Raw genomic sequence first — 22,656 nt, 5'->3', positions numbered from 1 at the left:
CAGGTGGCCGACCCTTGCTCAACGAGTCCCGTCGCCGCGCTTATTTGACTGCCATGCAGGTGGTCAACTGGCTGCCGCGCACAGAACTGCCATTCGCCGCGCCGTCGCGTCCGCAACTGCTTGTACCGTTGCCGCCGCCGGTCGAGGTGCAGCGTGTCGCGCCTGCTGCTTCGCCAGCGGAGCACGCTGCGCCTGCCGAAACGTCGAACGTCGAGCCGGTGGCACGGCAGCCCGAGCGCCCGAAGGTCGAGGTGCCGCGCCCTTCATTGGCCAGCACGCGCACAGCCACCCCTGCCGCCGAAGAAGCCGAGCCGGCGCCACCCAAGGCGCCGGTGGTACCGCCACCGCGCTTTGCCCTGCAATTGTTGCGCGCCGGACGCTGCCTGTTACTGGTCGAACTCACCACCGGTCAGCCGTTTCAGAGCCGCGACCCTTCTTATCTGCTGCTCAAGGACATGCTGCGCGCCGCCGGTCTGCCCGACAGCCCGCAGATCATCGGCGAGCCCGTGCGCTGGCCGTTGCTGGTCCGCGGCCAGATGGACCAGGGCCCGGAGGCCGCGCGCGACTTCGTGCAGGGCTTCGTCGGTGCTCGGCTTGAGGACGAGCCCTGCGCCTGCCTGTGGCTGATCGGTCTGCCGTCGATGAAGTACGCCGGTGAAGCGGATGCCGAGTCTTACCACCGTGAACTGCAGATCGAGGGTCTGGGCACTGCCTGGGCGCTGCCCGGTCTTGAATTACTGATGGACGAGCCTGAGCGCAAGGCAGACGTCTGGAAAGCCATGCGTCGGCTGATGACGCGCTGGAAATCGATCGATGAGTGATGCCGTAACCTTCCGCCGGATGACCGAAGCCGACATGGACGCGGTGCTGAAAATCGAATACGCGGCGTTCAGTCATCCCTGGACACGCGGCATCTTTCTCGACGGGCTCAAGTCCTACGAGATCTGGCTGATGTTCGAGGGCGCGCAGCAGGTCGGGCATGGCGTCATTCAGGTCATCATCGATGAGGCACACCTGCTCAACATCACCGTCAAGCCAGAAAATCAGTGGCGGGGTCTTGGCTTGTTGCTGCTCGACCACCTGATGAAACGCGCTTACCAGCTCAATGCACGGGAATGCTTTCTGGAGCTGCGTGACAGCAACCGCCCAGCCTATCGTCTGTATGAAAACTACGGTTTCAACGAGATAGGCCGGCGTCGCGATTACTACCCGGCGGTCGGCGGCCGTGAAGACGCAGTCGTCATGGCCTGCACGCTTTTCGAGTAGTACAGGCTGTCAACGCTGGGTGTTGCCGTCCAGCGGGTCGATGATTGCCAGTTCTTCTTCGTCCAGGCCGTTGCCACCGCCAATGTCATCTTCATCGACGACCGTCACATCCAGGTCGGCCGCGGTGTCTGCGCCTGGTTCGTGCGGTGAACGGGCACCGTCTTCATGGATCAGGGTTTCCGGAGACAAATCATCGTCAGTCGAATGGTGATCATCCGTGGAAGCCCCCGTCAGGCCTGCTTCGCGCACTCTTTGCTCCGGAATTTCATGTTGCAGTTCGTCTTCAGGGATAAGATCACCAATACGGCCCGGTTCTTCCTCGTCGAAATCGAGCGTCTCCATGGAGCCCATGCGGTCTTCGTTATCGTCGATGGGTTCCGGCTCGGTGGCACCGAACGGGCGGCGTGAATCATTCATGGGGAAATCCTCATTTCAGGTGGTCGTAAAAAGTGGACCGGCCATGACTTTGAAGATTCCTTTTTGTTGACCGACGAGCCTTGGTGAATTTTGCCAGTAGTGGCAAACAGGCGTGACTTGAAGGATCGGACACCAGTCCAAGGCTGGGCATCATTATCGAGGCGTCAAAGCATGAACGAGCTACAAGACCTGATTGATAACAATGCACGCTGGGCCGATGCGATAAAGCAGGAAGACCCAGAGTTCTTCGCCAAACTGGCCCGCCAGCAAACGCCTGAGTTCCTGTGGATCGGTTGCTCCGATGCACGCGTTCCGGCCAACGAAATCGTCGGTATGCTGCCGGGTGATCTGTTCGTTCACCGTAACGTGGCCAATGTCGTGCTGCACACCGATCTTAACTGCCTGTCAGTGATTCAGTACGCCGTGGACGTGTTGAAGGTCAAACACATTCTGGTCACAGGCCACTACGGTTGCGGCGGCGTACGGGCGTCCATGCAGGACCGCCAGTTCGGCCTGATCGACGGCTGGTTGCGCACGATTCGTGACCTGTATTACGAAAACCGCGAGTTGCTGGCCAAGCTGCCGACCGAGGAAGAGCGCGTCGACCGCCTGTGTGAATTGAACGTGATTCAACAAGTGGCCAACGTCGGTCACACCAGCATTGTGCAGAACGCCTGGCACCGTGGGCAGAGCCTGTCTGTGCATGGCTGCATCTACGGCATCAAGGATGGCCGCTGGAAAAGCCTCGACGTGACTATCAGCGGTTTCGAGCAACTGCCGCCGCAGTACCGTCTGCGCCCGCAGGACTGACAGCCGCTCATCGCCGGCCAGCCTGTTGTTGAAGGCTGGCTGGCGAGTTTCGACCCATCACAGCACGAAACGCTGCACCATCAGGTTCAGATCATTCGCCAGCATCGACAGTGCGTTGCTCGCGACGGTGGTCTGCTGCGCGCCTGATGCGGTCTGGCTGGACAGGTCGCGAATACTGCTCAGGTTGCGATCCACTTCAGTCGCCACCTGGGCCTGCTGCTCTGCGGCACTGGCAATCAGCAGGTTGCGGTCGTTGATGGTGGCGGTTGAATGAATGATCACTTGCAAGGCTTCGCCGGTCGAGGCTGCCTGTTGCATGGTCAGGTTGGCCTGCGTTGCCGTGTGGCGCAGCGAACTGGCGGTTTGCTGGGTGCTTTGCTGCACACCGCTGATCAGCCCTTCGATTTCCGCGGTGGAAGCACTGGTGCGTTGCGCCAGTGAACGAACTTCATCGGCCACCACGGCAAAGCCGCGCCCGGCTTCGCCTGCACGAGCCGCTTCGATAGCCGCGTTCAGCGCCAGTAAATTGGTCTGATTGGCAATTGCGCGAATCACATCGAGGATGCTGCTGATGCTCTGGGTACGTTCAGCGAGCCCTTCAGCCTGATGCGATGAATCCAGCACATTCTCGGTCAGTTCCTTGATCGACAGAATGGTTGCCGACAGCTTGTCCTGCCCTTGTGCTGCCGCCTGGGTCGACGCCTCCGATTCGGTCACGGTATTGCTGGCGTTGCCTGCCACTTCGATGGCCGCCTGGCTCATCTGATTGACCGCGACAGCGGCTTGTTCGATTTCATTGTTCTGCAGTTGCAGATTGAGCGCACTGGCTTCGGCGATGCTGCCCATTTCCTGAACCGACTGCGACAACTGCGTCGCCGCTGCGTAGATCTGGTCAATCGTACTGTGCAGGTTGGTGCGCATGCGTCCGAGGGTCATCAGCAACTGAGCAGTCTCGTCCTTGCCGTCCGGTATCTGGTGTTCGCTCAGGTCACCATCGGCAATGGTGCTGGCGATGTGCAAAGCCTGCTGCACCGGATGGATAATGCTGACGCTCAGGCGCCAAGCCAGCAACAGGGTCAGTGCCAGAACCAGGCCGATCGCGCTCAGCGCAATGATCCGTGTCTGTTCATAGCTGGCACCTGCTGCCTCTACGGCGGCGGCCGCACTCTGTTTGTTCAGCTCCCGCAACAGCTGCACCTGCATGTCCATCAGATCGCCTTGCAGCGAGAGCATGGTGTTGGCCAGCATCCTGGCCTCGTCCAGCTTGTTCTGCTCGATCAGCGCGATCTGATCCTGCAAGCCGGGCATGAAGGCCTTGTAGGCGTCCTGCAACGCCACAATCGAGTCGTGCTCAGTGCCCGACTGAACGCGCGCGAGGTACTCCGAGAAGCCTTTCTCGACCTCGTTCCTGAGTTGTTCGACATTGATCTTGCTGTTGATGACAGCACCCGGATCGTCGGCGTTGGCGATCAGACGGGTGGTCTCGCTGCGCAGTTTGACCAGGCCGATGGCGATGGCATCGGCGGTGGCGATACTGGGCAGGGCGCCGCTTTCGACCGCCTCGCCCTGGGTGCGGATAGCCTGCATCTGCAACAGGCAGAACGCGCCAAGCGCGATCATCAGCAGGGAGGTTGCGGCGAAGCAGATCACCAGGCGCAGGGTGATTTTGAAGCGGCGCAGGAATGTTGTCGTTGTGGCTTGCCGACGTAGGAAACGAGGCATAAATCTTTTCACGGCACACAACCCCTATAAACACACGGACCTTCTCGGAGAGCCGTTTATAGGGCAATTGTGTGATGTCTTTATGACATCTTATGAATGATTGGTATGCAGCCGGGGATTCATGGCTGCGGGGGCGCAACTTCTTCCATCAGTTCATCCAGAAAGCGCTTGAGCCGGTGGTGCCGGATTTTCGCCAGCAGTGCGCCGGTGTCGGTCTGAAAACCTTCAGCCAGGTGCAGCAGCTTGGTGTGAAAGTGATCGACGGCAAAGTTCATGTCGTCGTAGGGGCGCTGGCTGGCATACGGATCATTCGGGTCGTAGAGCGCCTTGCCGAGCCGCCCTGATACGTAGAAGGTACGTGCTACACCGACCATGCCCAGCGAGTCGAGACGATCGGCGTCCTGCAGTATTCTGGCCTCAAGGGTCAAGGGCGTGATTGCCGCCGAGAAGCTGTGCGCTTCGATGGCGTGGGCGACCGAGGCGATGCTCTGGTCATCCCAACCCATCTCGGTGAGCAGTTCGCTGGCCCGCGCCGCCGCCAGTCGCGATGCGCTGGCGCGAAACGGCGAGTCTTTCTCGACCGCAACGCAGTCATGCAGCAGCGTGGCAGCAATCAGGACGCGGGCATCGCCGCCTTCGCGGTCACGAATGGCGCAAACGTTCTTCCAGACTCGCAGCAAGTGCGAGACATCGTGCGAGCCGTCGATTTGCTCTGCGTGGGTGTGGGGTATCAGCAGGTTGGCCAGATCCTCATAGGGGGCGAAGCTGGCAGCGATCATGCGGTGGTCCTCGGCTTCTGCGCAGGCATCAGCATTACAGACAATGGCGCCCGATAAAACCCTGTCACTGCTCAAGAATATGGCTGATCTGGCCGACAAGCAGCCCCGCGCCCCTGGCGTTGAGGTGGTTGAAGTCCTTGTAGTACGAATGCAGGTCGCCGATCAGGCATTGCCTTTCCTTGCAGAAAACGTCATCCAGCGTGACCAGGCTGATGTGTTTCGATTGGCTGGCATGCAGGAACAGCTGGCGGGTGAAACGCTGCAACAAGTCGTGTTTTTCGACGGGCACCGACAGTTCGCTGACCCGCTGCAAGGCTTGCGCATCGCTGTCCGAAGCGTCCCGCGCCAGGCGGTAATAGAGGCTTTCAGGATTGATCATTTGCTGCGGCACCTGCGCGACGATGAACACCTCGGCGCCAATACTGCGGTAGGACTCGATCGTGTGCTCAAGGGCCTGGCTGAATACCTTGCGTGAGGTTTCCCGGCTTTCCTCCGGATCGGTGCGCGAGGTCAGGAAATACCTGCTCATCGTCTTATTGCTGTAATCGTCGCCGGTATACAGCGTCCAGCGCGCCACCAGCACGACCTTTTTGATCTGTTGCTGCTTCACGTATTCGAATTCCCGATCAGCCAGCGCTTCGCAGATCCCGGCAGCGTAGTTGCCGTTGGCCACGTCCACGCCGAGCAGGGGCGGGCAGCCGCCCAGACCGATATGCACGAGGGTTCTGCCCTGATCCCGGGCGGCGGCGTCAAACGTCGACAGCAGCGCTTCGGAATGGCTGTCGCCGAACAGCGCCATGTCCGGCACTGCCTGCTTGTCAGAGAGCCCGAACAGGCAAAAATCGACGTTGCCGCTCTTGCTGTCCAGGGGCTGGTCGCATTTGTCGCGTACCAGCGGGTCGGCGAATGCCTGGTGCAGGTCCGGGCCGACAGCGAAACGCTGGGGAAAGCCGTCATTCACATAGCCGACCAGCCCCAGTGCGACAAACAGCGTAGAGGCAGCGCCAGCCGTGGTGAAGATCTGACGGCGATTGAAGGTGCCCGCCTTGCGAAAGGGCTGCTCGACGAAGCGCCAGCTCAGCCACGCCAGCATCAGCGACACAAGGGTAAGCGCCAGCATGAGCGGCAGGCCCGGCTCATTCAGGTTGTACTGGCGGGCAAAGGCAAAGACCGGCTGATGCCACAGGTAGGCGCTGTAGCTGAGCATGCCGATCGCGACGGGCACACGTGAACTCAATGCTTTTCCAACCCAGGTCTTGCCATGGGCGAAGACGATGATCAACACGGCGCCCAGTACCGGCACCAGCGCATTGAGGCCGGGGAAGGGCGTGCTGCTGTCGAAACCGACCACGGCGTAACCGATCAGAAAAATGCCCAGTAAAGTCGCCGCCTGATCGACAACGCTCGCGCGCTCGGTACTGCGCGGTCGCCACGCAAAGTAGAAAGCGATGAACGAGCCCGCCAGCAATTCCCAGGCTCGTGCCGGCAACAGATAAAACGCGTTGCTGGTGTTTTGATGGGCGCCCAGTTGCGCCAGCGCCAGGCTGGCCAGGGCGACGACCGTCAACAGCACGATCAGCCGCTTACGGCCCAGTCCCCAGGCCAGCATCAAGAGCAGCGGGAAGAACAGGTAATACTGTTCCTCCACCGCGAGCGTCCAGGTGTGCAACAACGGTTTGAGTTCTGCCGTGGCGTCGAAATAGCCGCTTTCCAGCCAGAACAGCACGTTGGATGAAAAGGTCGGCACCGCCACCAGACTCTTGGCGAAGTACTTCAGGTCAGACGGATCGAGCGTCAACCAGGCGACCGGCAGGCAGATCAGCATCACCACGAACAGCGCAGGCAGGATGCGCCGCGCGCGTCGCTCGTAAAAATTGATCAGCGAGAACCGGCCTCTGATCTTCTCCGCGATGATGATCGAAGTGATCAGATAGCCGGAGATCACGAAAAAGATGTCGACGCCCACGAATCCGCCGCTGAACAGCGGCAAGCCTGCGTGGAACAGAATGACCGGGATGACCGCGAGCGCGCGCAGGCCATCGATCTCGGCGCGATAGCCAAGTGCCGCGTTATGAGGAATGCCCATGTGATGTGCTCGATGCAGTAAGTGGCAAGAGGCGGTAAATGCACGCTGCAATAGCTACCGCCAACGCGAGGCGCAGGGGGCGTGATGGGAAAGGACGAAGAGGAGTTGCCGGACAGAGAGTGCTGTATTTTTTAGTTCAGGTCTTCGCTTCTGTCCAATGACTGAAGCAGGTTTATGACAACAGATCAGTCTCTTCCCACCTGAAACAGGAAAAGCCCTTTATAATGCATGGTTTTACCCCTCCTCGATGCGAGAACCATTGTGAGCTTACCGTCCTGCCCGAAATGCAATTCCGAATACACCTACGAAGACGGCAGCCTGCTGATCTGCCCGGAATGCGCCCATGAATGGTCTGCCGACGCCGCTGGCGCCGATGCGGCCGACGACGTGAAAGTCATCAAGGACTCAACGGGCAACGTGCTGCAGGACGGCGACACCATCACCGTGATCAAGGACTTGAAAGTCAAAGGCTCTTCGCTGGTGGTCAAGGTCGGCACCAAGGTCAAGAACATCCGCCTGGTGGATGGCGACCATGACATCGATTGCAAGATCGACGGCATCGGCGCGATGAAGCTGAAGTCGGAGTTCGTCCGCAAGGTTTGATTCTGCCGGGTAATGGCTTTAGCCTGAACGCCTCGCCGGTCCTTCGACTGGCGAGGCGTTTATGTTTCCGGGCGCGCCAGGGCTGTTTTTCCTGAACAGGTGAATACCGTGCCGATTACCCCCGCCCCGTATCTGAAACCCGATGAATGTGTCGTGCTGTTCGATGGCGTCTGCAAGCTGTGCAACGGCGTGGTGAATTTTCTGATTCGCCATGATCCGCACCGGCGTCTGCGCTTGGCCGCAGTGCAGTCGGAGCAAGGGCAGGCATTACTGAAGTGGGCCGGGCTGCCGCTGGACGATTTTCATACCATTGCGGTCATCGTCAACAATCGGGTGTTCGTGCGCTCGGATGCCTTTCTGCACATCATGGGGCTGTTGCCTGCGCCGTGGCCGCTGCTCAAAGTGCTGGGAATTTTTCCACGCTTTCTACGGGACTGGGCCTACAACCGTATCGCTCTCAATCGATATCGCCTGTTCGGGCGCTATGATCACTGCCAGTTGCCGTCGCCCGAGCACCGGCAGCGCTTCCTTGACGGCTAACGACCGGCGGTCAATTGCAAAGTCGGTTACGTGCGCACGGGTTGTGATCCACTCTGGCGGTCCGTAGAATTCGTGTCATCTGGCTTCACTCCCCATATCCACAATAATCCACTGTGCACACTGCGCCCGATCCGGAAGGTCGAGCGGAGCGTTTTTGCGTTGGTTTTTTCAGTGGGGCGGGCCGCGGTTTTCATACAGGTGTCAGGCGTGCGTGTGCACGCGTGGCGGTCGGCCTTCGGGTCGGAACATTTTTTCAGGGCGTTGTGATTCTTGATAACTTCACCTCCAAACGAGCAGGCAGGTAGCTGGCTTGGCGTATTCGCGCTGGCCTTGGCGGCCTTCATTTTCAATACCACCGAGTTCGTGCCGATCGGTCTGCTGAGTAACATCGGTCAGAGCTTCGAGATGACCCCGGCCCAGGTCGGGCTGATGCTCACGATCTATGCCTGGGTCGTGTCGCTGATGTCGTTGCCGATGATGCTGGCGACGCGCAACATCGAGCGCCGCAAGTTGCTGATGTTCGTGTTCGGCCTGTTTGTGGTCAGCCACGTCCTCTCCGCGATCGCCCCCAGCTTCGCGATTCTTCTAGTGAGTCGGGTCGGTATCGCGTTTGCACATGCGGTGTTCTGGTCGGTCACCGCGTCGCTGGCCGTGCGCATCGCGCCGCCCGGCAAGCAGGTTCAGGCACTGGGCCTGCTGGCCACCGGTACTTCGCTGGCCATGGTGCTGGGTATTCCGCTGGGCCGCGTGCTGGGTGAAGCCCTGGGCTGGCGGACCACCTTTCTGGGCATCGCCGGCATTGCTGCACTGGTAGTCTTCCTGCTGGTTCGCGCGCTGCCTTTGCTGCCCAGTCAGAACTCCGGCTCGTTGCGCAGCCTGCCGATCCTGTTCAAGCGCCCGCGGCTGATGGCGATCTATCTGCTGACCGCCATCGTGGTGACCGCTCATTTCACCGCCTACAGCTACATCGAACCGTTCACACAGACCGTGTCACAGCTCAGCGGCGAAATGACCACAATTCTGCTGCTGGTCTTTGGCGGCGCCGGGATCATGGGCTCGATCATCTTCAGCCTGTTCAGCGACCGTTTCCCGAACGGGCTGTTGATCACCGCCATTGGTACGCTGACCCTTTGCCTGCTGATGCTCTTGCCGCTCTCCGGTGATGCCGTGACGCTCGGCACGCTGACCATTATCTGGGGCATGGCGATCATGTGCTTCGGCCTGACCTTGCAGGCGCGCGTGCTGTCGCTGGCACCCGATGCGACCGATGTGGCGATGGCGCTGTTCTCGGGCATCTTCAATATCGGTATTGGCGGCGGCGCGCTGCTCGGCAGTGTGGTCAGCAGCCATCTTGGGGTTGCCAATGTCGGCATCGTCGGCGGCCTGCTGGCGCTCGGCGGGTTGGGGTTGTGCTGCTATACCACGCATTATTTCGGCAAGGTCCGGCCTGCTGCCGAGATGCAGGCCGAGCGCAAATAGGACGCGCATAAAAAAGCTCGCTGACCGCGCAATGCGTTCAGCGAGCTTTTTGCTCAGACTTGAGGGTCAGGCTTTAAGCCGGCCCAGCCACTCCAGCGACGTTCTCCAGATACAAATTCCCAGAAAATACGCCGACATCGCCAGCCACAGCCCCATGACCACCGGGCCATTGTGCGGGTGGTTGATGATCAGCAGTGCGCTGGACAGCAACCATACGGTGGTCACCGCGATATTGAGCGGCATGAAGCGGCGCACGCGAAACGGGTGCAGGAACTTCATGCGGGTCATGGTCAGCAGCGCCAGGGCGATGATGGTGATGAACGTCAGCCACGGCGCCGGTGACAGAATGTAGAGGCACAGTGCAACGACGTTCCAGGCGGCGGGGAAGCCCTGAAAGTAGTTGTCCTTGCTTTTCATGTCGACGTTGCAGAAGCAGAACAGCGACGAAACCAGAATGACCGAGATGCTCAGCAGCAGCGTGTAATCCGGCACCGGTATATAGCGGTAGATGAACAGTGCCGGGATGAACACGTAGGTCAGGTAGTCGATGACCAGATCCAGTACCGAGCCGTCGAAGTGCGGCAGTACCGACGTGGTGTTGACCTTGCGGGCCAGCGAGCCGTCGACTCCATCCACGATCAGGGCCGCGCCCAGCCACAACAGGCAGGCTTTGGGTTCGTTGTTGAACAAGGCAATGGTCGCCAGGAACGCAAGGACTACGCCGGTGGCAGTGAAGCCATGCGCCCCCCATGCGTTGAGTCTGGCTATGCGTTGATTGGTTATCACGGGGGCGCTCTCCAGGAAATAATGCTTGCCAGGGTGTGCCGCAAACCTGACCGGTAGCAACTATCGACCCGGCAATTGCCGATAAGTTTAGCGGTGACTATCCCTTGTTTCCCGGTTGTTTTCCAGAAAGCCACGCTCTTCGTCTGATCGCTGGTCTCTGTATTCTTCCGGTTTGACGAAACAGGTAGGCGAGTCACCGTTGGCATTGAGTTGGTTGATCAGGGTCGGCTGGCCCTGTTCATTGAACAGTACCTGCCCGACACCTGCCGAGTTCCATAAGCGTTCACCGGCCTTGCTGTGCTCGGGCGTGCGCGGAACAACCTTCATCAGGCGGCGCTTGGTGAACCAGTTAAGAGGTGAGCGGGGAGAGTATAACCAGCGATTCAGCCGATCAAAAGTGTCGAGTAGACGACGGGGGAATTCATTTTTGATGCCACTGCTGGTGATTTGCCAGATATGAGGCCCGCCGCTGCGCTGGCGAATCAGGATTTCGTAGACGAACGAGTAATGCACATCGCCCGACAGGATGACGTAATTGCCCGGGGTTCTGGAATGACGAAAGATGTTCAGAATCACGTTGGCGGCACCACGGTGCGCCATCCAGTTCTCCGCATCGACCAGCAACGGGTAGCCACACCAGCTGAATATACGTTGTATCGCCTCGATCAACTTGACGCCGAACACGGGGGCAGGTGAGACGATAATCGCCGATTTATGGTCGATCAGCTCCTGTTGCAACTCACTGAGCGCTTCCCAGTCCAGCAGCCCGGACGGGTGATTGAAATTCGACTCGCTGCGCCAGCGCCGGGTGCGGGTATCCAGTACCACCAGTGCCGGGCTGGTCGGTAGCACGTAATGCCATTGCTGAAACTTCAACAACTGATCAATCAGCTGATCCTGAGCCTGGCTGTCCAGCCAGTTGTCGTTCGACACGGCCTCGGTGCTCAGTGCATGAGCCTGTTTGACCAGCCCGTTGAGCGCATCCGGGTTATTGCCCCAGCCCTGGCAAAGCAGATAGGCGAGCAGGGCGTTACCAATGATGCGTTTGGAGAATGGATGGCCGTAAGCCGTTTGCTCCCAGTTCGCGGACAGGTTCCAGTCATCGGTGATGTCGTGGTCGTCAAAAATCATCATGCAAGGCAGATGCGCCATCGCCCGTGCTACGCCGCTAAGGCCCTCGGTAAACGCCTCGACCAGATGCTGCTCCCTGGCGTAGCGCTCGACTTCCCCGTCTTCCAGTTGCGGCCTGCCAGGCTCGATCAGGGTCCAGGACGTGGGTGACCAGACCAGCAGGTACATCGCCATGACTTCCGCCAGGGTAACCAGGTGGTTATCCGCTGTGCTGCTGGTGAATACCGGCTTGCTAGTGCCTCCGAAGAAGCGTTCGCGCAGCGTGTCGTTGCTTTTCAGGGCCGGTAGCAGGTCGGCACGCTGGTAATAGCTGGCCGGATGCGCATAAAGACGCGGGCTGTCATCGACGATGGCACCGTCGAGTCGCTCGTCGAACAACCCCAGCCGTTCGATCAACACATGGATGGCGCGCAGCATCGGCCCGGCGACATCGTCGGCGTAAATCTGATCGCCGCTCATCATCAACAGCGCAGGGCGTTGCAGCGGCTCCTTGATATCGGCCAGCAGGCGGTCCACGCAGAGCAGACCTTCGGCCGCGCTGTGGTGCGGCTTGCGGCACGAGCCATGCAGCAGGTGATCAATGCTGCTGCGCACCACGAAGTTCGGGTAGCGGTTGCCCTCATACAGCAGGTGCGGCGCCCACTCGCCAATGCCGCCTTCGCCTTCCACCCGCAGGTCGTAATCGATCCAGGTGTCACGGGGCAGTTCGGTTTTCAGTTGCAGGTCGATCAGGTGAATGAACGCATGGCGCCCGACTGCGATGACCTGACACTGCCGGTCGTCGAGTACGTAATCATTGAAGTCCGCGGAGGGGGCATCAGTGGCGGCATGGCGCAGGCGCAGTGTCAGACTCAGCGGACGGGACCCCACCAGCCATAACACCAGGCGGTCGGCCTCCTGACGGCGCAACAGCGGGCCGGCAAGGATGGACGGCAGCGAAGTGAGGTGTTCGACGGAAGAAGGGGACATCCTGACTCATGGCTCTGGCGGGACACAGGCGGGGATGTTAACGCAACAGGTCTTGAAAGTTCTTGTTACACCGCGCCAGCGCTTGTTTCCAGACATTGCAGACACTGCGAAACGGTCCGCTCAACCGTGCTCATATGAAGACTTTGTTAACCGTCTGCAGAGTGCTTTGAAAATGCCGATATACACCTATGCAGAGGGCCTCTGAATTCCATAAAGTTTTATGGCGTTATGCCATATTTGCTCATTAGGGTTTCAGCTATGAAATGGTTTTACAACGCAAGGCTGTCCGCCAAGCTTTTCATGTCTTTTGCGCTGTGCGCGCTTTTCACCCTCGGGGTGGGCGTAACAGGTAGTCGTGGCATCAGTGCGCTGTCCAGCAGCCTCGATAACGTGTTTACCAACAGCCTGCTGTCAGTTACAAAAACCGGCGAGGTGAAGGCCTCGGTCATTGCTCAGAACCGTGATCTCTATCGTTTATTGGCCGCCACTGCGGGCAATGCGCCGCAAAGCGTCAAGGACGATATTGTTGCCAGCATGACCGTTAACAGGACTCAAGCTGAAAAAAGCTACGCTGCCTATAGGGCTACGCCGCTTGACGATGACGAGCGCGCTGCAGGTGACCAGATGGACAGAGACTGGCCGGGCTATCAGGCACTCATCGATCAGGCCAGGAGCGTTGCCTTGTCCGGGGATGTTGCAGGGGCCAGAGCGATCATCGACGGCGATGTACGCAGCGGCTACCTAAAGCTCATGGATCAACTGACCACCATCGTCAACTCCAATAATCGTCAGGCGGGCGAGGCGGCTGTAGCTTCTGACCAGACACAGGACTCCGCGCAACGAAATCTTTACATCGGTATAGGTTTGTCATTCTTTGCCGCGTTTGTGATGGGCCTGTTCATCAGTCGCGCCATCAGCACGCCAATCAACACCGCGGTGATCAATGCCCGGCGAATCGCCAGCGGTGACCTGACCCTGCCGATTGCCAGTCAATATCACGACGAAGCGGGCATGATGCTGGTTGCTCTGAGCGATATGCAGGACAACCTGAAAAGCACAATCGGGCAAATATCCAGCGCTGCGGACCAGTTGGCTTCGGCGGCTGAAGAGCTGAATGCCGTGACTGAGGAAAGCAGTCGAGGTCTGATACGCCAGAACGATGAGATTCAGCAGGCCGCTACGGCTGTGAACGAGATGACCGCTGCGGTCGAAGAGGTCGCGCGTAACGCGATGTCAACGTCGGAAGCGTCCCGACAGACCAGCACCGACGCGGCTGCCGGTCGTGATCAGGCCCGCGATGCCGTGAATGCGATCAATACTGTCAGTGCCGAGATCAGCAGTTCGACCACCATGGTCGAAGAACTCGCCGGGCGCGTCCGTGAGATCGGGCAGGTGCTGGACGTGATCCGTGGTATCGCCGAGCAGACCAACCTGCTGGCCCTCAATGCCGCCATCGAGGCCGCGCGTGCAGGTGAGCAGGGTCGCGGCTTTGCTGTGGTGGCGGATGAAGTGCGTGCGCTGGCCGCTCGAACCCAGGCCTCCACCGGCGAAATCGAAACCATGATCGGCAGTGTCCAGGCCAGTGCCGATCAGGCTGTGCGGGCCATGGGTAACAGCCGCACTCTGGCCAGCAACACGCAAACCCTTGCTCAGGCCACAGGTCAGTCGCTGGAGCGCATTGCGCAAAGCATTGCCGAGATCAACGACCGCAATATGTTGATTGCGACGGCCTCGGAAGAGCAGTCCCATGTTGCGCGCGAGGTGGATCGCAACCTGGTCAACATCCAGGACCTCTCCACCCAGACCGCTGCCGGTGCGCACCAGACCAGTGCGTCAAGCCAGGAGCTGTCGCGTCTGGCCATTTCCTTCAACGACCTGGTAGGCAAGTTCAAGGTCTGACGCAAGCGTCAGGCTGTTGTGTTTGGCAGGCGCTTCTGGAAAAAGAAGCGCTTGTTGCCAGGCGGATAGTCGTCAATCTGGCCGAACTCGGTGTAACCGTGGCGACGATAGAAATCAGGAGCCTGGAAGTCGAAGGTATCCAGCCAGATTCCGGTGCAGCCTTTTTCAACCGCCAGATCTTCGGCCATCTGCATCAAACGCGAGCCCATGCCTTGCCCACGGGCTTGTTCGGGCACGACCAAAAGCTCAATGAACAGCCACTCATAAAGAATGCGAGCGTGCAGGCCACCGAGGACTTCCCGGGTCTGGTCATCGCGAATGAACATCGCCACTTTCTCGGACTTGCCGTCGCCCGCCTGCTCGGCATTGAAACGTTTCAGTGGTTCCAGAATCGCCAGACGATCTTCTTCCGTAGGGTTGGTATTGACGTCAATGTGAATGCTCATGCGATGGCTCCCAGCCTTGGTATGCGCCGAGATTAAAGTGGCAGCGGCGCGGCGTAAAGCAGGATCCAGCGGTGTGTTATTTCACGCGAAGCACACGCAATTACGTCCGGCGCGCTTGGCTGCGTAGAGGGCATTGTCCGCCGCGCCAATCAGGTTCTCGGCACTGGTCAGAGGCGCCGTCGCACACGCCACGCCGAGGCTGATGGTGACCAGCGCGTTTTCACCCAGCACCGGGTGCGGCAACTTGAGTTCGGCAACGGCGTTCTGCAGGGCCCCGGCCACTTCTCTGGCCTGCACGGCATTGCCGATCATCAGCACCAGCACCTCTTCGCCACCGAACCGGAACGCCACAGCGCCATGCGCATGCGCGCTTTGCTGGACTTTCTGACAGAGCAGTCTGAGGCAGGTATCCCCTTGCGGATGCCCGTAGTTGTCGTTGTAGGATTTGAAGTGGTCGATATCCAGCAGGATGATGGCCACGTTCGCCGGCTCATTGCGAGCGTGTTCCCAGACGGAGGTCATCACTTCGTCCTGGTAGCGTCGGTTGAACAGCCGGGTCAACCCATCGGTACGCGCGAACTCCACCAATTGCACTTGGAGCAGGCGTCCGCGAAGCGCAAACAGGTAGCTCATGCGGCCAGCCCGCTCCAGAAAGTAGGAGGCCATCAGCAGCAGTGCCACTGTCGAGACGAACAGCACGGCGTTGGCCTGCCAGATCACAAAGTCGGCGAAGTTGGCAATGTAGGTGGTCGCCAGCTGGATGATCAGCATGCAGGACATGGCGACAGCGGCATGGCGCAACGGTAATTGCTGGATCATGGTGCAGTAGACCATGATCAACAGCATGCCGAGTTGATAAAAGATTTGATAAGGGCTGTTGCTGTGAATCATGACCAGCAGTGGCATGAGCGAGCACATTACCGTGGCGAATGCAGCGATCGTTTCAATCGCCCAGCGCGTGGAAACGCGTTGAGCCAGCATCAACAGCGCTATAAACATCGGCGTTATCAGGCACAGCCGGCCCACTGCTACATAGAAAAATACATCACGCAGTATCAACCAGTCGCTGATCAGGAACAGGTTGTAGATCAGACTGCCGCCAATCCCTACCGCCGTCAGGAATTCGCGTCGTGGCAGCCGGGTTTCTTCCTGGTAGCGTTGCTCGAGAACACGGCTGAAGCGTAACGAGCCAACACCTGAAGTGATCGTCTGCTCGACCTCGGCAAGGAGTTGCGCATCTTCAAGGTTGGGACGTTCAAGGGCAGAAACAAGCATGTGACACCGGTACATTAACATCGAGAGACATAGGACATCATGGGTGATGTCTTAGTGCTATCAATGTATCGTGTGACCAACCCAAAGTCGACCGGTGGTGCCGGCTGCCTGTATGAGTAAGGCTTCAACCTTCGTCCTGCCCCTTGGGTCATCGACGTTTTGGCCATTGTCCAGCAGGGCGGTGAGGTTCCCGTAGCAACATCCGTCGGCAGCAGGGCGAGTCAGAGGTATCCAAAAAATGACTGCTTGCACTTCAGATCCCCATCTATAGTGGTCTTATGCCTCGACTCAAACAACGTGGGTTACTTTCGAAGCGGGAGCGCCGGGATTCATGAATTTATCTCGGCATAATAAATGAAGCCAAGCGAACCCGGACCGAGCTCCTATTTATGAATACATCTGAAGACTCTGTAATCATCACAGGTATCACTGGCCAGGATGGCGCGTACCTGACTCAACTTCTGCTGGAGAAAGGTCATAAGGTTTACGGCACCTACCGGCGTACCAGTTCGGTCAATTTCTGGCGTCTTGAAGAGCTTGGCGTAGCCAGCCATCCGAATCTGCACCTGGTTGAACATGACCTGACTGATTTGAGTGCCAGCATCCGCTTGTTGCAAAAAGCCGAACCTACCCAGATTTACAACCTGGCGGCGCAGAGTTTTGTCGGGGTTTCCTTCGATCAACCGATAACGACTGCCGAAATTACCGGCCTGGGTGCCGTCAACCTGCTCGAAGCGATACGCATCGTAAATCCGAAGATACGCTTTTATCAGGCCTCGACTTCCGAAATGTTCGGCAAGGTGCAAGAAGTCCCGCAGATCGAAAGCACGTCGTTCTATCCGCGCAGCCCCTATGGCGTCGCCAAGCTTTATGCGCACTGGATGACGGTCAACTATCGGGAGTCCTACGGGATATTTGGTGCCAGCGGCATTTTGTTCAACCATGAATCCCCGCTGCGCGGCAAAGAGTTCGTCACTCGCAAAATAACCGATTCTGCCGCACGCATTTCACTGGGCATGTCGCAACTTCTGGAGTTAGGCAATCTGGACGCCAAGCGGGACTGGGGGTTTGCCAAAGAATACGTGGAGGGCATGTGGCGCATATTGCAAGCCGACGAGCCCGACTCATTTGTACTGGCGACCCACAGGTCCGAAACGGTTCGTGACTTTGTGGCCATGGCGTTCAAGGCTGTCGACATAGATCTGGAGTGGCAAGGCAATGCGGAGAACGAGCGGGGCATCAATGTGACGACGGGCGAGACACTTGTTCAGGTCAACCCCAGGTTCTACCGCCCCTCTGAAGTTGAATTGCTGATAGGCAATCCTGAAAAAGCCAAGCGGGTGCTTGGTTGGGAGGCAAGCACTAACCTTGAGCAGCTCTGTCGGTTGATGGTGGACGCCGATCTGAAGCGTAATCGGCAAGGGACATCGTTTTGAGCAACCCTTTCCATACGTTCCGGCTCGAGCACTCAGGTGCTACTTATTACAACGCCAGGTGCACCGAGGCCTGATGACTCAGGCCATTTCAGCTACCTTTTCGCGCCAGTCATTCAATAGCGTTGCGAGCGTTTCCTGCAGCTTGATAGCAGGCTCCCAGTCAGTCGCTTTGCGGATAGCGGAGTTATCGCCGAACGCGCTGGGTATGTCGGACGGCCGCATCCGGTCAGGATCGTTGACCACCTCTATCGTGCTTGAGCTCAGTGCCATGAGTTGAGTGAGTATGGCCTCCATACGGATAGGCTCGCCACGGCAAATATTCAGGCACCGAGGATGGGCTTGCTGCGTGTTGGCTATTTTCAACAGGGCGATGTATGCATCGCACACATCACTTACATCGAGAAAGTCTCGCGCTGCTTGCAGGTTGCCGACTTTCAACTGGGGTGCCTGCCGGCCTGCTTCTATCAAGGCAATCTGACGAGCAAATGAGGCGGTTGCGAAGTCGGCTGATTGCCCGGCACCAATATGATTGAAAGGGCGTACGACGATGCCTCTCTGTCCGCGACGAAAGTTCTCATGGAAGGCCGTTTCAGCAGCAAGTTTGCTGGCGGCATACGGATTCATAGGCCTGCATACGCTGTTTTCGTCGAGGGCAATACCTTGCTTGAACGCCTCGCCATAGACCTCCGATGAACTCACAAACAGCACAAATGCCTGCGGACTCCGGCGTTGTAATGCCTGCAGAAGATTCAAACTTCCGATGACATTGGTTTGCCAGGTCTTCAATGGGTCATCGAAACTGGTGGGTACGTGAGTGATTGCAGCCAAATGGACAACATGAGTGGGGTTTGATCGGGACACTGCATGCTCCAGGCCAGCAGCATCGCGAATGTCGCAATGCAGCGATTCGGCAGCATGAGCGGACTCGGGAGACTGAGAGCTCACCAAGGCAATTACATGATGTCCTGCCTGCTGTAGCTTGCGACACAGCATCCGCCCGACGAAACCGTTTGCACCAGTGATCAGAATGCGTTGCATCGTGTGGCTTCCTCATGGTGCATGCTGCGAGTAAGTGAGTTTAGCAGTGGCGGGTCGATCCATCTGACCTGCTGCGCATGCCCTTTGTTTCGCCTTCGAGGCACTCTTCAGCAGTTGGTCTATTCAAGGCTTTTGCATTTGACGCCCGCAGGTGGCGGTACAACGTATACCAATCCGATTTGCCACCAGACGAAATGCCTTAATCCCGTCTACGCTTGTGTCGATATATACGTACAACTTCACTATGGGTGCCGTCATGTTCAACACTCGCTTGAAAAAGGAATTACAGGCACAAAACGCCGAGCTATCCATGTACCGGCAGATGCAGAAAGGGATGGATGCGCAAATGGTCTGTCTGACTCTGGACGCCAACCACCACATCGTCCACGCCAACGAGAACTTTCTCAATACGCTTGGCTACTCGCTCGAGCAATTGCTGGGTAAGGATCTGGACCACTTGGTGCCCACTTACGTCAAACAGCTTGAGTGCTACCGCAGTCTCAAAGTGGCAGTGCAGAAGGGCGAGTCGGTCATCGACAGGTACCGTTTTCTGCATGCCGATGGTCGACTGGTGTGGATTCGCGCCCTCTGGCAACCGGTGCTGGATGAGCAGGGCAGGCTGATGACATTGCAATGCTACGGTTCGGACATCACCCAGGTCGTCGAGACGGCTGCCGAGAACTCTGCGTTCATTCAGGCATTGTTGCGCTCCACCGCCGTGATCGAGTTCGACCTGAGCGGCCAGGTGCTGACTGCCAACGATCAGTTCCTGCGCGGCATGGGTTACAGCCTGGCGCAGATCAAGGGCAAGCATCACAGCATGTTCTGTGATTCGGCAGAAACCTCTCAGGCGTCGTACCGGGAATTCTGGGCGATGCTCAACCGTGGCGAGTTCGTGGCCGGACGCTTCAAGCGTATCGACAGCAGCGGGCGTGAGGTCTGGCTGGAGGCAACCTACAACCCGGTCCACGATGCTCAGGGCAGGCTCTACAAGGTGGTCAAGTTCGCCACGATGGTGACCGACCAGGTGGCCCGCGAAGAAGAAGTCAGCCAGGCCGCCAGCGTGGCGTTTGAAATCTCCCAGCAGACCGACGTCAGTGCCCAGCGCGGCGCGGATGTTGTGCAAAACACTGTAAATACCATGCGCAAGATCTCCGAAGAGATGGAGTCGGCCTCCTCGGGTATCGAGGCGCTGGGCAAACAGTCACTACTGATCAATTCCATCGTGCAGACCATTGGTGGCATTGCCCAGCAGACCAACCTGCTGGCGCTCAACGCCGCCATCGAGGCCGCGCGCGCCGGTGAGCAGGGCCGGGGCTTTGCGGTGGTGGCTGATGAAGTCCGCCAACTGGCAGGCCGCACCAGCGCCGCTACCGAAGAAATCGTCAGCGTCGTGCAGCAAAACCAGGCGCTGGCCGATGAGGCCGTCCGCGGCATGGCCAACAGCCGCACCCAGGCGGAACAGGGCCTGGTGCTGGCCAACGAGGCGGGTGCGGTGATCGTCGAGATTCAGGAGGGGGCCAAACAGGTGGTGGGGGCCGTGGGGCGGTTTGCCAATCAGTTGAAATAATCCTGCTGTGCCTTTGTTGAATGGCGCAAAAGCCTGAAGCCCGTCAATGCGGGCTTTAGGCGTTTCAATGTTGACTCATGTTCAGACTTCACACCGCAACAGCCCCCGCCTTGCCAGCCTCCACCACAAAACGCTTGAGCGTCGACACGCTCGCCGCCGGGTCCAGCACATCCGACACCACTTGAAAGCGGGTCTGCATCTGTTGCTCGCTCAGGTCTACTGCCACATAGCCGCGTTGACGGCTATCGAAGAACTTCACATGTGGGTTGAGGCCGAGAATGCTGTTGAAGGCGTCGAACGGTGGGCCGCTGGAGGTTACCGAGGTGCCGACGAATTCGGTGGCGACGATGGCTGAATCCGGATTGCCTGCGTCGGCGTGCAGGTCGGTGGTCCAGAACGAATGGATATCGCCACCCCAGAACACCGGGTTGCGGGTCTGGTGGCGTTGCAGGGAGGCCAGCACGCGCTCGCGGGTGGTCATGTAGCCGTCCCAGCCGTCGGTCCAGTGGCCTTGCGCCTGGGTCTTGAGATCGCGCTGTTCCAGTGGCGCGACCAGCAAATCCTGGGCAATGACATTCCACTGCCCCGGAGACTCGGCGACGCTGCGGTCCAGCCAGGTTTCCTGTTCCCAACCGAGCATGGTGCGTTTCGGGTCGCGTAGATCCGGGCAGTCGCTGGGCGCGACATGACCTCGACGGCTGCCGTTGGCCTGGATGCAGGGTTGCTCTGAGCGGTACTGTCGACCGTCCAGCACGTGAAAACGTGCCAGACGCCCATAGTCGAGGTTGCGGTAAATACGCATTTCCTGTCCTTTGGGCAGGCTGCTGGCGCGCAACGGCATATGTTCGTAAAAGGCCTGATAAGCGGCGGCCCTGCGGCGCAGAAAGCTGTCCACCGGCACGTCGGGGTCCTGGGACCACTGGGCGGCGTAGTCATTTTGCACTTCATGGTCGTCCCAGGTGGCGACGCTCGGCGCACAGGCATGCAGCGCCTGCAGGTCGGGGTCGGTCTTGTACTGCGCGTATCGGTTGCGATAGCCCGCCAGGTCCATGGGGTCTGGTGTAGCGTGGTGACGCGGGAACCGAGGGTTTTCCGCGGACACGTTCATCTCATAGATGTAGTCGCCAAGAAAGAACACCAGGTCCGGGCGCTCCGCGGCCAGGTGTCGATAGGCGCTGAAGTACCCGGCCTCCCAGTGCGAACACGACACGAAGCCGAACCGCGCCGAGACCATCGAGCTTGCCAGCGGTGCAGTACAGGCCTGACCGACAGCGCTTTGCGCCCCCAGGCTCTCGAACTGATACCAATACGGACGTCCGGGCTGCAAGCCGCTTACTTCGACATGCACCGAATGGGCAAGGCGCGGGTGGGCGGTGGCCTGTCCTGTGCGGACTACGTGAACCATGGCTGCATCGCTGGCGATCTTCCAGCGCACCTCAACGGGTTTTTTCAGCCCGCCATCACCCGAGGGCGTCATCACCTTGGGCGCCAGACGTGTCCATATCACGAAGCCGTCCGGCAACGGATCGCCAGACGCCACGCCGAGCGTGAATGGATAATCGACCCCCGCGCTGCGCGCAAACGGGCTGAGGATCGACAGCAGCGTCGCACCGGCGACTCCGGTAATGATGCGTCGACGGTCCGGGTTGAAATCTGTCATGACGTGGCCTCCGACGATTCGTATTCCGAGCGCAACAGGCTGAACAGCAACATGTTCTTGAACACACCGTTTTTCAGAAATGCCTCTCTGGTACAGCCCTCATAGGATAGCCCGCACTTCTCCAGAACCCTGGCGCTGGCCGGGTTGTCGCTGAAGCACTGGCCGGCGATGCGGTTGAGGTTCATCTCAGTGAAACCATGCCTCAGCAAGCCTTTAGCCGCTTCGCAGGCATAACCCCGATTTTGGTGTTGGAGTCCTGTCCAGTAACCCAGATTGCCGCTGCGGTGCGACATCGAAAGGCGCAGCGACACGATCCCGGTCAACTCTCCGGTTGCCTGGATGTGAACCCCGAGGCTCACCGTCTGACCGGCGGCGTATTGGTCATGGGTCTCGGCGATGAATGCCTGCGCATGCTCAAAGGTGTAGGGGCTGGGCAGGGCAGCGGTCATGTCCGCAATCGTCGGCTCGTCGGCCAGGCGTGCAAGGGTAAGTGCCTGTTCAGGCTGCAGTGCGGCGAGCAGCAGACGTGAGGTTCTGAGGGTAGGCAGCGGGTGACTCATCCGTATTTTCCACAGGGTTGAATGCCCAAACGCTGCCGCGTTGTTATGGCATTTCCGTGACGTCCTCAAGAATCATTTAAGTGCCATGAGATGTACAGGTAACAGCCATGTAACGGTCATGTATCGGTCTTGTAAAACCAGCCGATCGGTCATGTTCGGTTGCTAGATTCTCGGCCTCTAACAA

General features: G+C 58.9%; 20 protein-coding genes and 2 pseudogenes. 10 read left to right on the top strand and 12 right to left on the bottom strand.

What is annotated here, in order from left to right:
• The first annotated feature begins 14 nt into the window (after nucleotides 1-14).
• Together BLR20_RS11180 and rimI are read left to right on the top strand one after the other, a co-directional pair.
• A complete protein-coding gene (locus tag BLR20_RS11180; RefSeq protein ID WP_032613361.1) occupies nucleotides 15-821 on the top strand; it encodes a hypothetical protein in 807 nt (268 codons plus the stop codon).
• Nucleotides 814-1,266: a ribosomal protein S18-alanine N-acetyltransferase gene (gene rimI / locus BLR20_RS11175; RefSeq protein ID WP_054992790.1), complete on the top strand. Its 453-nt coding sequence runs from the start codon at nucleotides 814-816 to the stop codon at nucleotides 1,264-1,266. The genes BLR20_RS11180 and rimI overlap by 8 nt, the downstream gene beginning before the upstream one ends.
• A 9-nt stretch (nucleotides 1,267-1,275) precedes the next feature.
• Here the strand turns inward: rimI and BLR20_RS11170 are convergent, their stop codons facing one another.
• Nucleotides 1,276-1,683 carry a hypothetical protein gene (locus tag BLR20_RS11170; protein ID WP_054992791.1) on the bottom strand — a complete coding sequence of 136 codons (408 nt, stop codon included), beginning with the start codon at nucleotides 1,681-1,683 and terminating at the stop codon, nucleotides 1,276-1,278.
• A gap of 171 nt (nucleotides 1,684-1,854) precedes the next feature.
• Between BLR20_RS11170 and can the strand changes: the two genes are divergently transcribed.
• Nucleotides 1,855-2,493, top strand: coding sequence for a carbonate dehydratase (gene can / locus BLR20_RS11165; protein ID WP_003345939.1), 639 nt, complete (start codon nucleotides 1,855-1,857; stop codon nucleotides 2,491-2,493).
• A 57-nt stretch (nucleotides 2,494-2,550) separates the two neighbouring features.
• Here the strand turns inward: can and BLR20_RS28455 are convergent, their stop codons facing one another.
• The 4 genes and pseudogenes from BLR20_RS28455 to BLR20_RS11150 form a co-directional block, all read right to left on the bottom strand.
• Nucleotides 2,551-3,255: a methyl-accepting chemotaxis protein gene (locus BLR20_RS28455; protein ID WP_420875065.1), complete on the bottom strand. Its 705-nt coding sequence runs from the start codon at nucleotides 3,253-3,255 to the stop codon at nucleotides 2,551-2,553.
• 381 nt (nucleotides 3,256-3,636) lie between these two features.
• Nucleotides 3,637-4,215: pseudogene (locus BLR20_RS28450) on the bottom strand (MCP four helix bundle domain-containing protein); the annotation flags it as partial.
• A 119-nt stretch (nucleotides 4,216-4,334) separates the two neighbouring features.
• Nucleotides 4,335-4,994, bottom strand: coding sequence for an HD domain-containing protein (locus tag BLR20_RS11155; protein ID WP_054992793.1), 660 nt, complete (start codon nucleotides 4,992-4,994; stop codon nucleotides 4,335-4,337).
• A gap of 64 nt (nucleotides 4,995-5,058) precedes the next feature.
• Nucleotides 5,059-7,080 (bottom strand): acyltransferase family protein, encoded by a 2,022-nt coding sequence (locus BLR20_RS11150; protein WP_054992794.1) that lies wholly within the window; start codon nucleotides 7,078-7,080, stop codon nucleotides 5,059-5,061.
• A 258-nt stretch (nucleotides 7,081-7,338) separates the two neighbouring features.
• Between BLR20_RS11150 and BLR20_RS11145 the strand changes: the two genes are divergently transcribed.
• The 3 genes from BLR20_RS11145 (at nucleotide 7,339) to BLR20_RS11135 (ending at nucleotide 9,702) form a co-directional block, all read left to right on the top strand.
• Nucleotides 7,339-7,683: a zinc ribbon domain-containing protein YjdM gene (locus BLR20_RS11145; protein WP_032613429.1), complete on the top strand. Its 345-nt coding sequence runs from the start codon at nucleotides 7,339-7,341 to the stop codon at nucleotides 7,681-7,683.
• A gap of 108 nt (nucleotides 7,684-7,791) precedes the next feature.
• Complete coding sequence (locus BLR20_RS11140; protein ID WP_054992795.1) at nucleotides 7,792-8,223, top strand: thiol-disulfide oxidoreductase DCC family protein; 432 nt, start codon at nucleotides 7,792-7,794, stop codon at nucleotides 8,221-8,223.
• A 270-nt stretch (nucleotides 8,224-8,493) separates the two neighbouring features.
• Nucleotides 8,494-9,702, top strand: coding sequence for a sugar transporter (locus BLR20_RS11135; RefSeq protein ID WP_054992796.1), 1,209 nt, complete (start codon nucleotides 8,494-8,496; stop codon nucleotides 9,700-9,702).
• Nucleotides 9,703-9,768: 66 nt separating this feature from the next.
• On the opposite strand, the gene pcsA is transcribed toward BLR20_RS11135, so the two are convergent.
• The gene (gene pcsA / locus BLR20_RS11130; protein WP_003421621.1) at nucleotides 9,769-10,488 is read right to left on the bottom strand and encodes a phosphatidylcholine synthase; all 720 of its coding nucleotides are present in this window, start codon (nucleotides 10,486-10,488) and stop codon (nucleotides 9,769-9,771) included.
• Between the two features lie 87 nt (nucleotides 10,489-10,575).
• The gene (locus tag BLR20_RS11125) at nucleotides 10,576-12,588 is read right to left on the bottom strand and encodes an alkaline phosphatase D family protein (protein ID WP_054992797.1); all 2,013 of its coding nucleotides are present in this window, start codon (nucleotides 12,586-12,588) and stop codon (nucleotides 10,576-10,578) included.
• Between the two features lie 228 nt (nucleotides 12,589-12,816).
• On the opposite strand from BLR20_RS11125, the gene BLR20_RS11120 reads away from it, so the two are divergent.
• Complete coding sequence (locus BLR20_RS11120) at nucleotides 12,817-14,487, top strand: methyl-accepting chemotaxis protein (protein WP_420875064.1); 1,671 nt, start codon at nucleotides 12,817-12,819, stop codon at nucleotides 14,485-14,487.
• Between the two features lie 8 nt (nucleotides 14,488-14,495).
• Here BLR20_RS11120 and BLR20_RS11115 read toward each other — a convergent pair whose 3' ends face one another.
• Together BLR20_RS11115 and BLR20_RS11110 are read right to left on the bottom strand one after the other, a co-directional pair.
• Nucleotides 14,496-14,933, bottom strand: coding sequence for a GNAT family N-acetyltransferase (locus BLR20_RS11115; RefSeq protein ID WP_054992798.1), 438 nt, complete (start codon nucleotides 14,931-14,933; stop codon nucleotides 14,496-14,498).
• Nucleotides 14,934-15,014: 81 nt separating this feature from the next.
• Nucleotides 15,015-16,208 (bottom strand): GGDEF domain-containing protein, encoded by a 1,194-nt coding sequence (locus BLR20_RS11110; RefSeq protein WP_010430389.1) that lies wholly within the window; start codon nucleotides 16,206-16,208, stop codon nucleotides 15,015-15,017.
• A 389-nt stretch (nucleotides 16,209-16,597) separates the two neighbouring features.
• On the opposite strand from BLR20_RS11110, the gene gmd reads away from it, so the two are divergent.
• Nucleotides 16,598-17,644 carry a GDP-mannose 4,6-dehydratase gene (gene gmd / locus BLR20_RS11105; RefSeq protein WP_010430387.1) on the top strand — a complete coding sequence of 349 codons (1,047 nt, stop codon included), beginning with the start codon at nucleotides 16,598-16,600 and terminating at the stop codon, nucleotides 17,642-17,644.
• A 78-nt stretch (nucleotides 17,645-17,722) separates the two neighbouring features.
• Here gmd and BLR20_RS11100 read toward each other — a convergent pair whose 3' ends face one another.
• Nucleotides 17,723-18,682, bottom strand: coding sequence for a GDP-mannose 4,6-dehydratase (locus tag BLR20_RS11100; protein ID WP_054992799.1), 960 nt, complete (start codon nucleotides 18,680-18,682; stop codon nucleotides 17,723-17,725).
• 244 nt (nucleotides 18,683-18,926) lie between these two features.
• Here BLR20_RS11100 and BLR20_RS28610 point away from each other — a divergent pair.
• Nucleotides 18,927-19,667: pseudogene (locus BLR20_RS28610) on the top strand (PAS domain-containing protein); the annotation flags it as partial.
• Between the two features lie 27 nt (nucleotides 19,668-19,694).
• Complete coding sequence (locus BLR20_RS28605) at nucleotides 19,695-20,252, top strand: methyl-accepting chemotaxis protein (protein ID WP_477749717.1); 558 nt, start codon at nucleotides 19,695-19,697, stop codon at nucleotides 20,250-20,252.
• 88 nt (nucleotides 20,253-20,340) lie between these two features.
• Here BLR20_RS28605 and BLR20_RS11090 read toward each other — a convergent pair whose 3' ends face one another.
• Both BLR20_RS11090 and BLR20_RS11085 read right to left on the bottom strand, forming a co-directional pair.
• Nucleotides 20,341-21,912, bottom strand: coding sequence for an alkaline phosphatase D family protein (locus BLR20_RS11090; RefSeq protein ID WP_054992800.1), 1,572 nt, complete (start codon nucleotides 21,910-21,912; stop codon nucleotides 20,341-20,343).
• Nucleotides 21,909-22,472: a GNAT family N-acetyltransferase gene (locus tag BLR20_RS11085; protein WP_054992801.1), complete on the bottom strand. Its 564-nt coding sequence runs from the start codon at nucleotides 22,470-22,472 to the stop codon at nucleotides 21,909-21,911. The genes BLR20_RS11090 and BLR20_RS11085 overlap by 4 nt, the downstream gene beginning before the upstream one ends.
• Nucleotides 22,473-22,656: the final 184 nt, after the last annotated feature.

This window comes from Pseudomonas congelans (assembly GCF_900103225.1).
Lineage (GTDB): Bacteria > Pseudomonadota > Gammaproteobacteria > Pseudomonadales > Pseudomonadaceae > Aquipseudomonas > Aquipseudomonas congelans.
Note: the sequence above shows the minus strand (reverse complement) of the source record. Positions and strands in the feature narration are given on the sequence as shown.

Bases quoted from the DNA above. Each gene is read 5' to 3' on its own strand.
- rimI (WP_054992790.1), top strand. From the start codon at position 814: ATGAGTGATGCCGTAACCTTCCGCCGGATGACCGAAGCCGACATGGAC.
- BLR20_RS11170 (WP_054992791.1), bottom strand. From the start codon at position 1,683: ATGAATGATTCACGCCGCCCGTTCGGTGCCACCGAGCCGGAACCCATC.
- can (WP_003345939.1), top strand. From the start codon at position 1,855: ATGAACGAGCTACAAGACCTGATTGATAACAATGCACGCTGGGCCGAT.
- BLR20_RS28455 (WP_420875065.1), bottom strand. From the start codon at position 3,255: ATGAGCCAGGCGGCCATCGAAGTGGCAGGCAACGCCAGCAATACCGTG.
- BLR20_RS11155 (WP_054992793.1), bottom strand. From the start codon at position 4,994: ATGATCGCTGCCAGCTTCGCCCCCTATGAGGATCTGGCCAACCTGCTG.
- BLR20_RS11150 (WP_054992794.1), bottom strand. From the start codon at position 7,080: ATGGGCATTCCTCATAACGCGGCACTTGGCTATCGCGCCGAGATCGAT.
- BLR20_RS11125 (WP_054992797.1), bottom strand. From the start codon at position 12,588: ATGTCCCCTTCTTCCGTCGAACACCTCACTTCGCTGCCGTCCATCCTT.
- BLR20_RS11120 (WP_420875064.1), top strand. From the start codon at position 12,817: ATGCCATATTTGCTCATTAGGGTTTCAGCTATGAAATGGTTTTACAAC.
- BLR20_RS11115 (WP_054992798.1), bottom strand. From the start codon at position 14,933: ATGAGCATTCACATTGACGTCAATACCAACCCTACGGAAGAAGATCGT.
- BLR20_RS11110 (WP_010430389.1), bottom strand. From the start codon at position 16,208: ATGCTTGTTTCTGCCCTTGAACGTCCCAACCTTGAAGATGCGCAACTC.
- gmd (WP_010430387.1), top strand. From the start codon at position 16,598: ATGAATACATCTGAAGACTCTGTAATCATCACAGGTATCACTGGCCAG.
- BLR20_RS11100 (WP_054992799.1), bottom strand. From the start codon at position 18,682: ATGCAACGCATTCTGATCACTGGTGCAAACGGTTTCGTCGGGCGGATG.
- BLR20_RS28605 (WP_477749717.1), top strand. From the start codon at position 19,695: ATGGTGACCGACCAGGTGGCCCGCGAAGAAGAAGTCAGCCAGGCCGCC.
- BLR20_RS11090 (WP_054992800.1), bottom strand. From the start codon at position 21,912: ATGACAGATTTCAACCCGGACCGTCGACGCATCATTACCGGAGTCGCC.
- BLR20_RS11085 (WP_054992801.1), bottom strand. From the start codon at position 22,472: ATGAGTCACCCGCTGCCTACCCTCAGAACCTCACGTCTGCTGCTCGCC.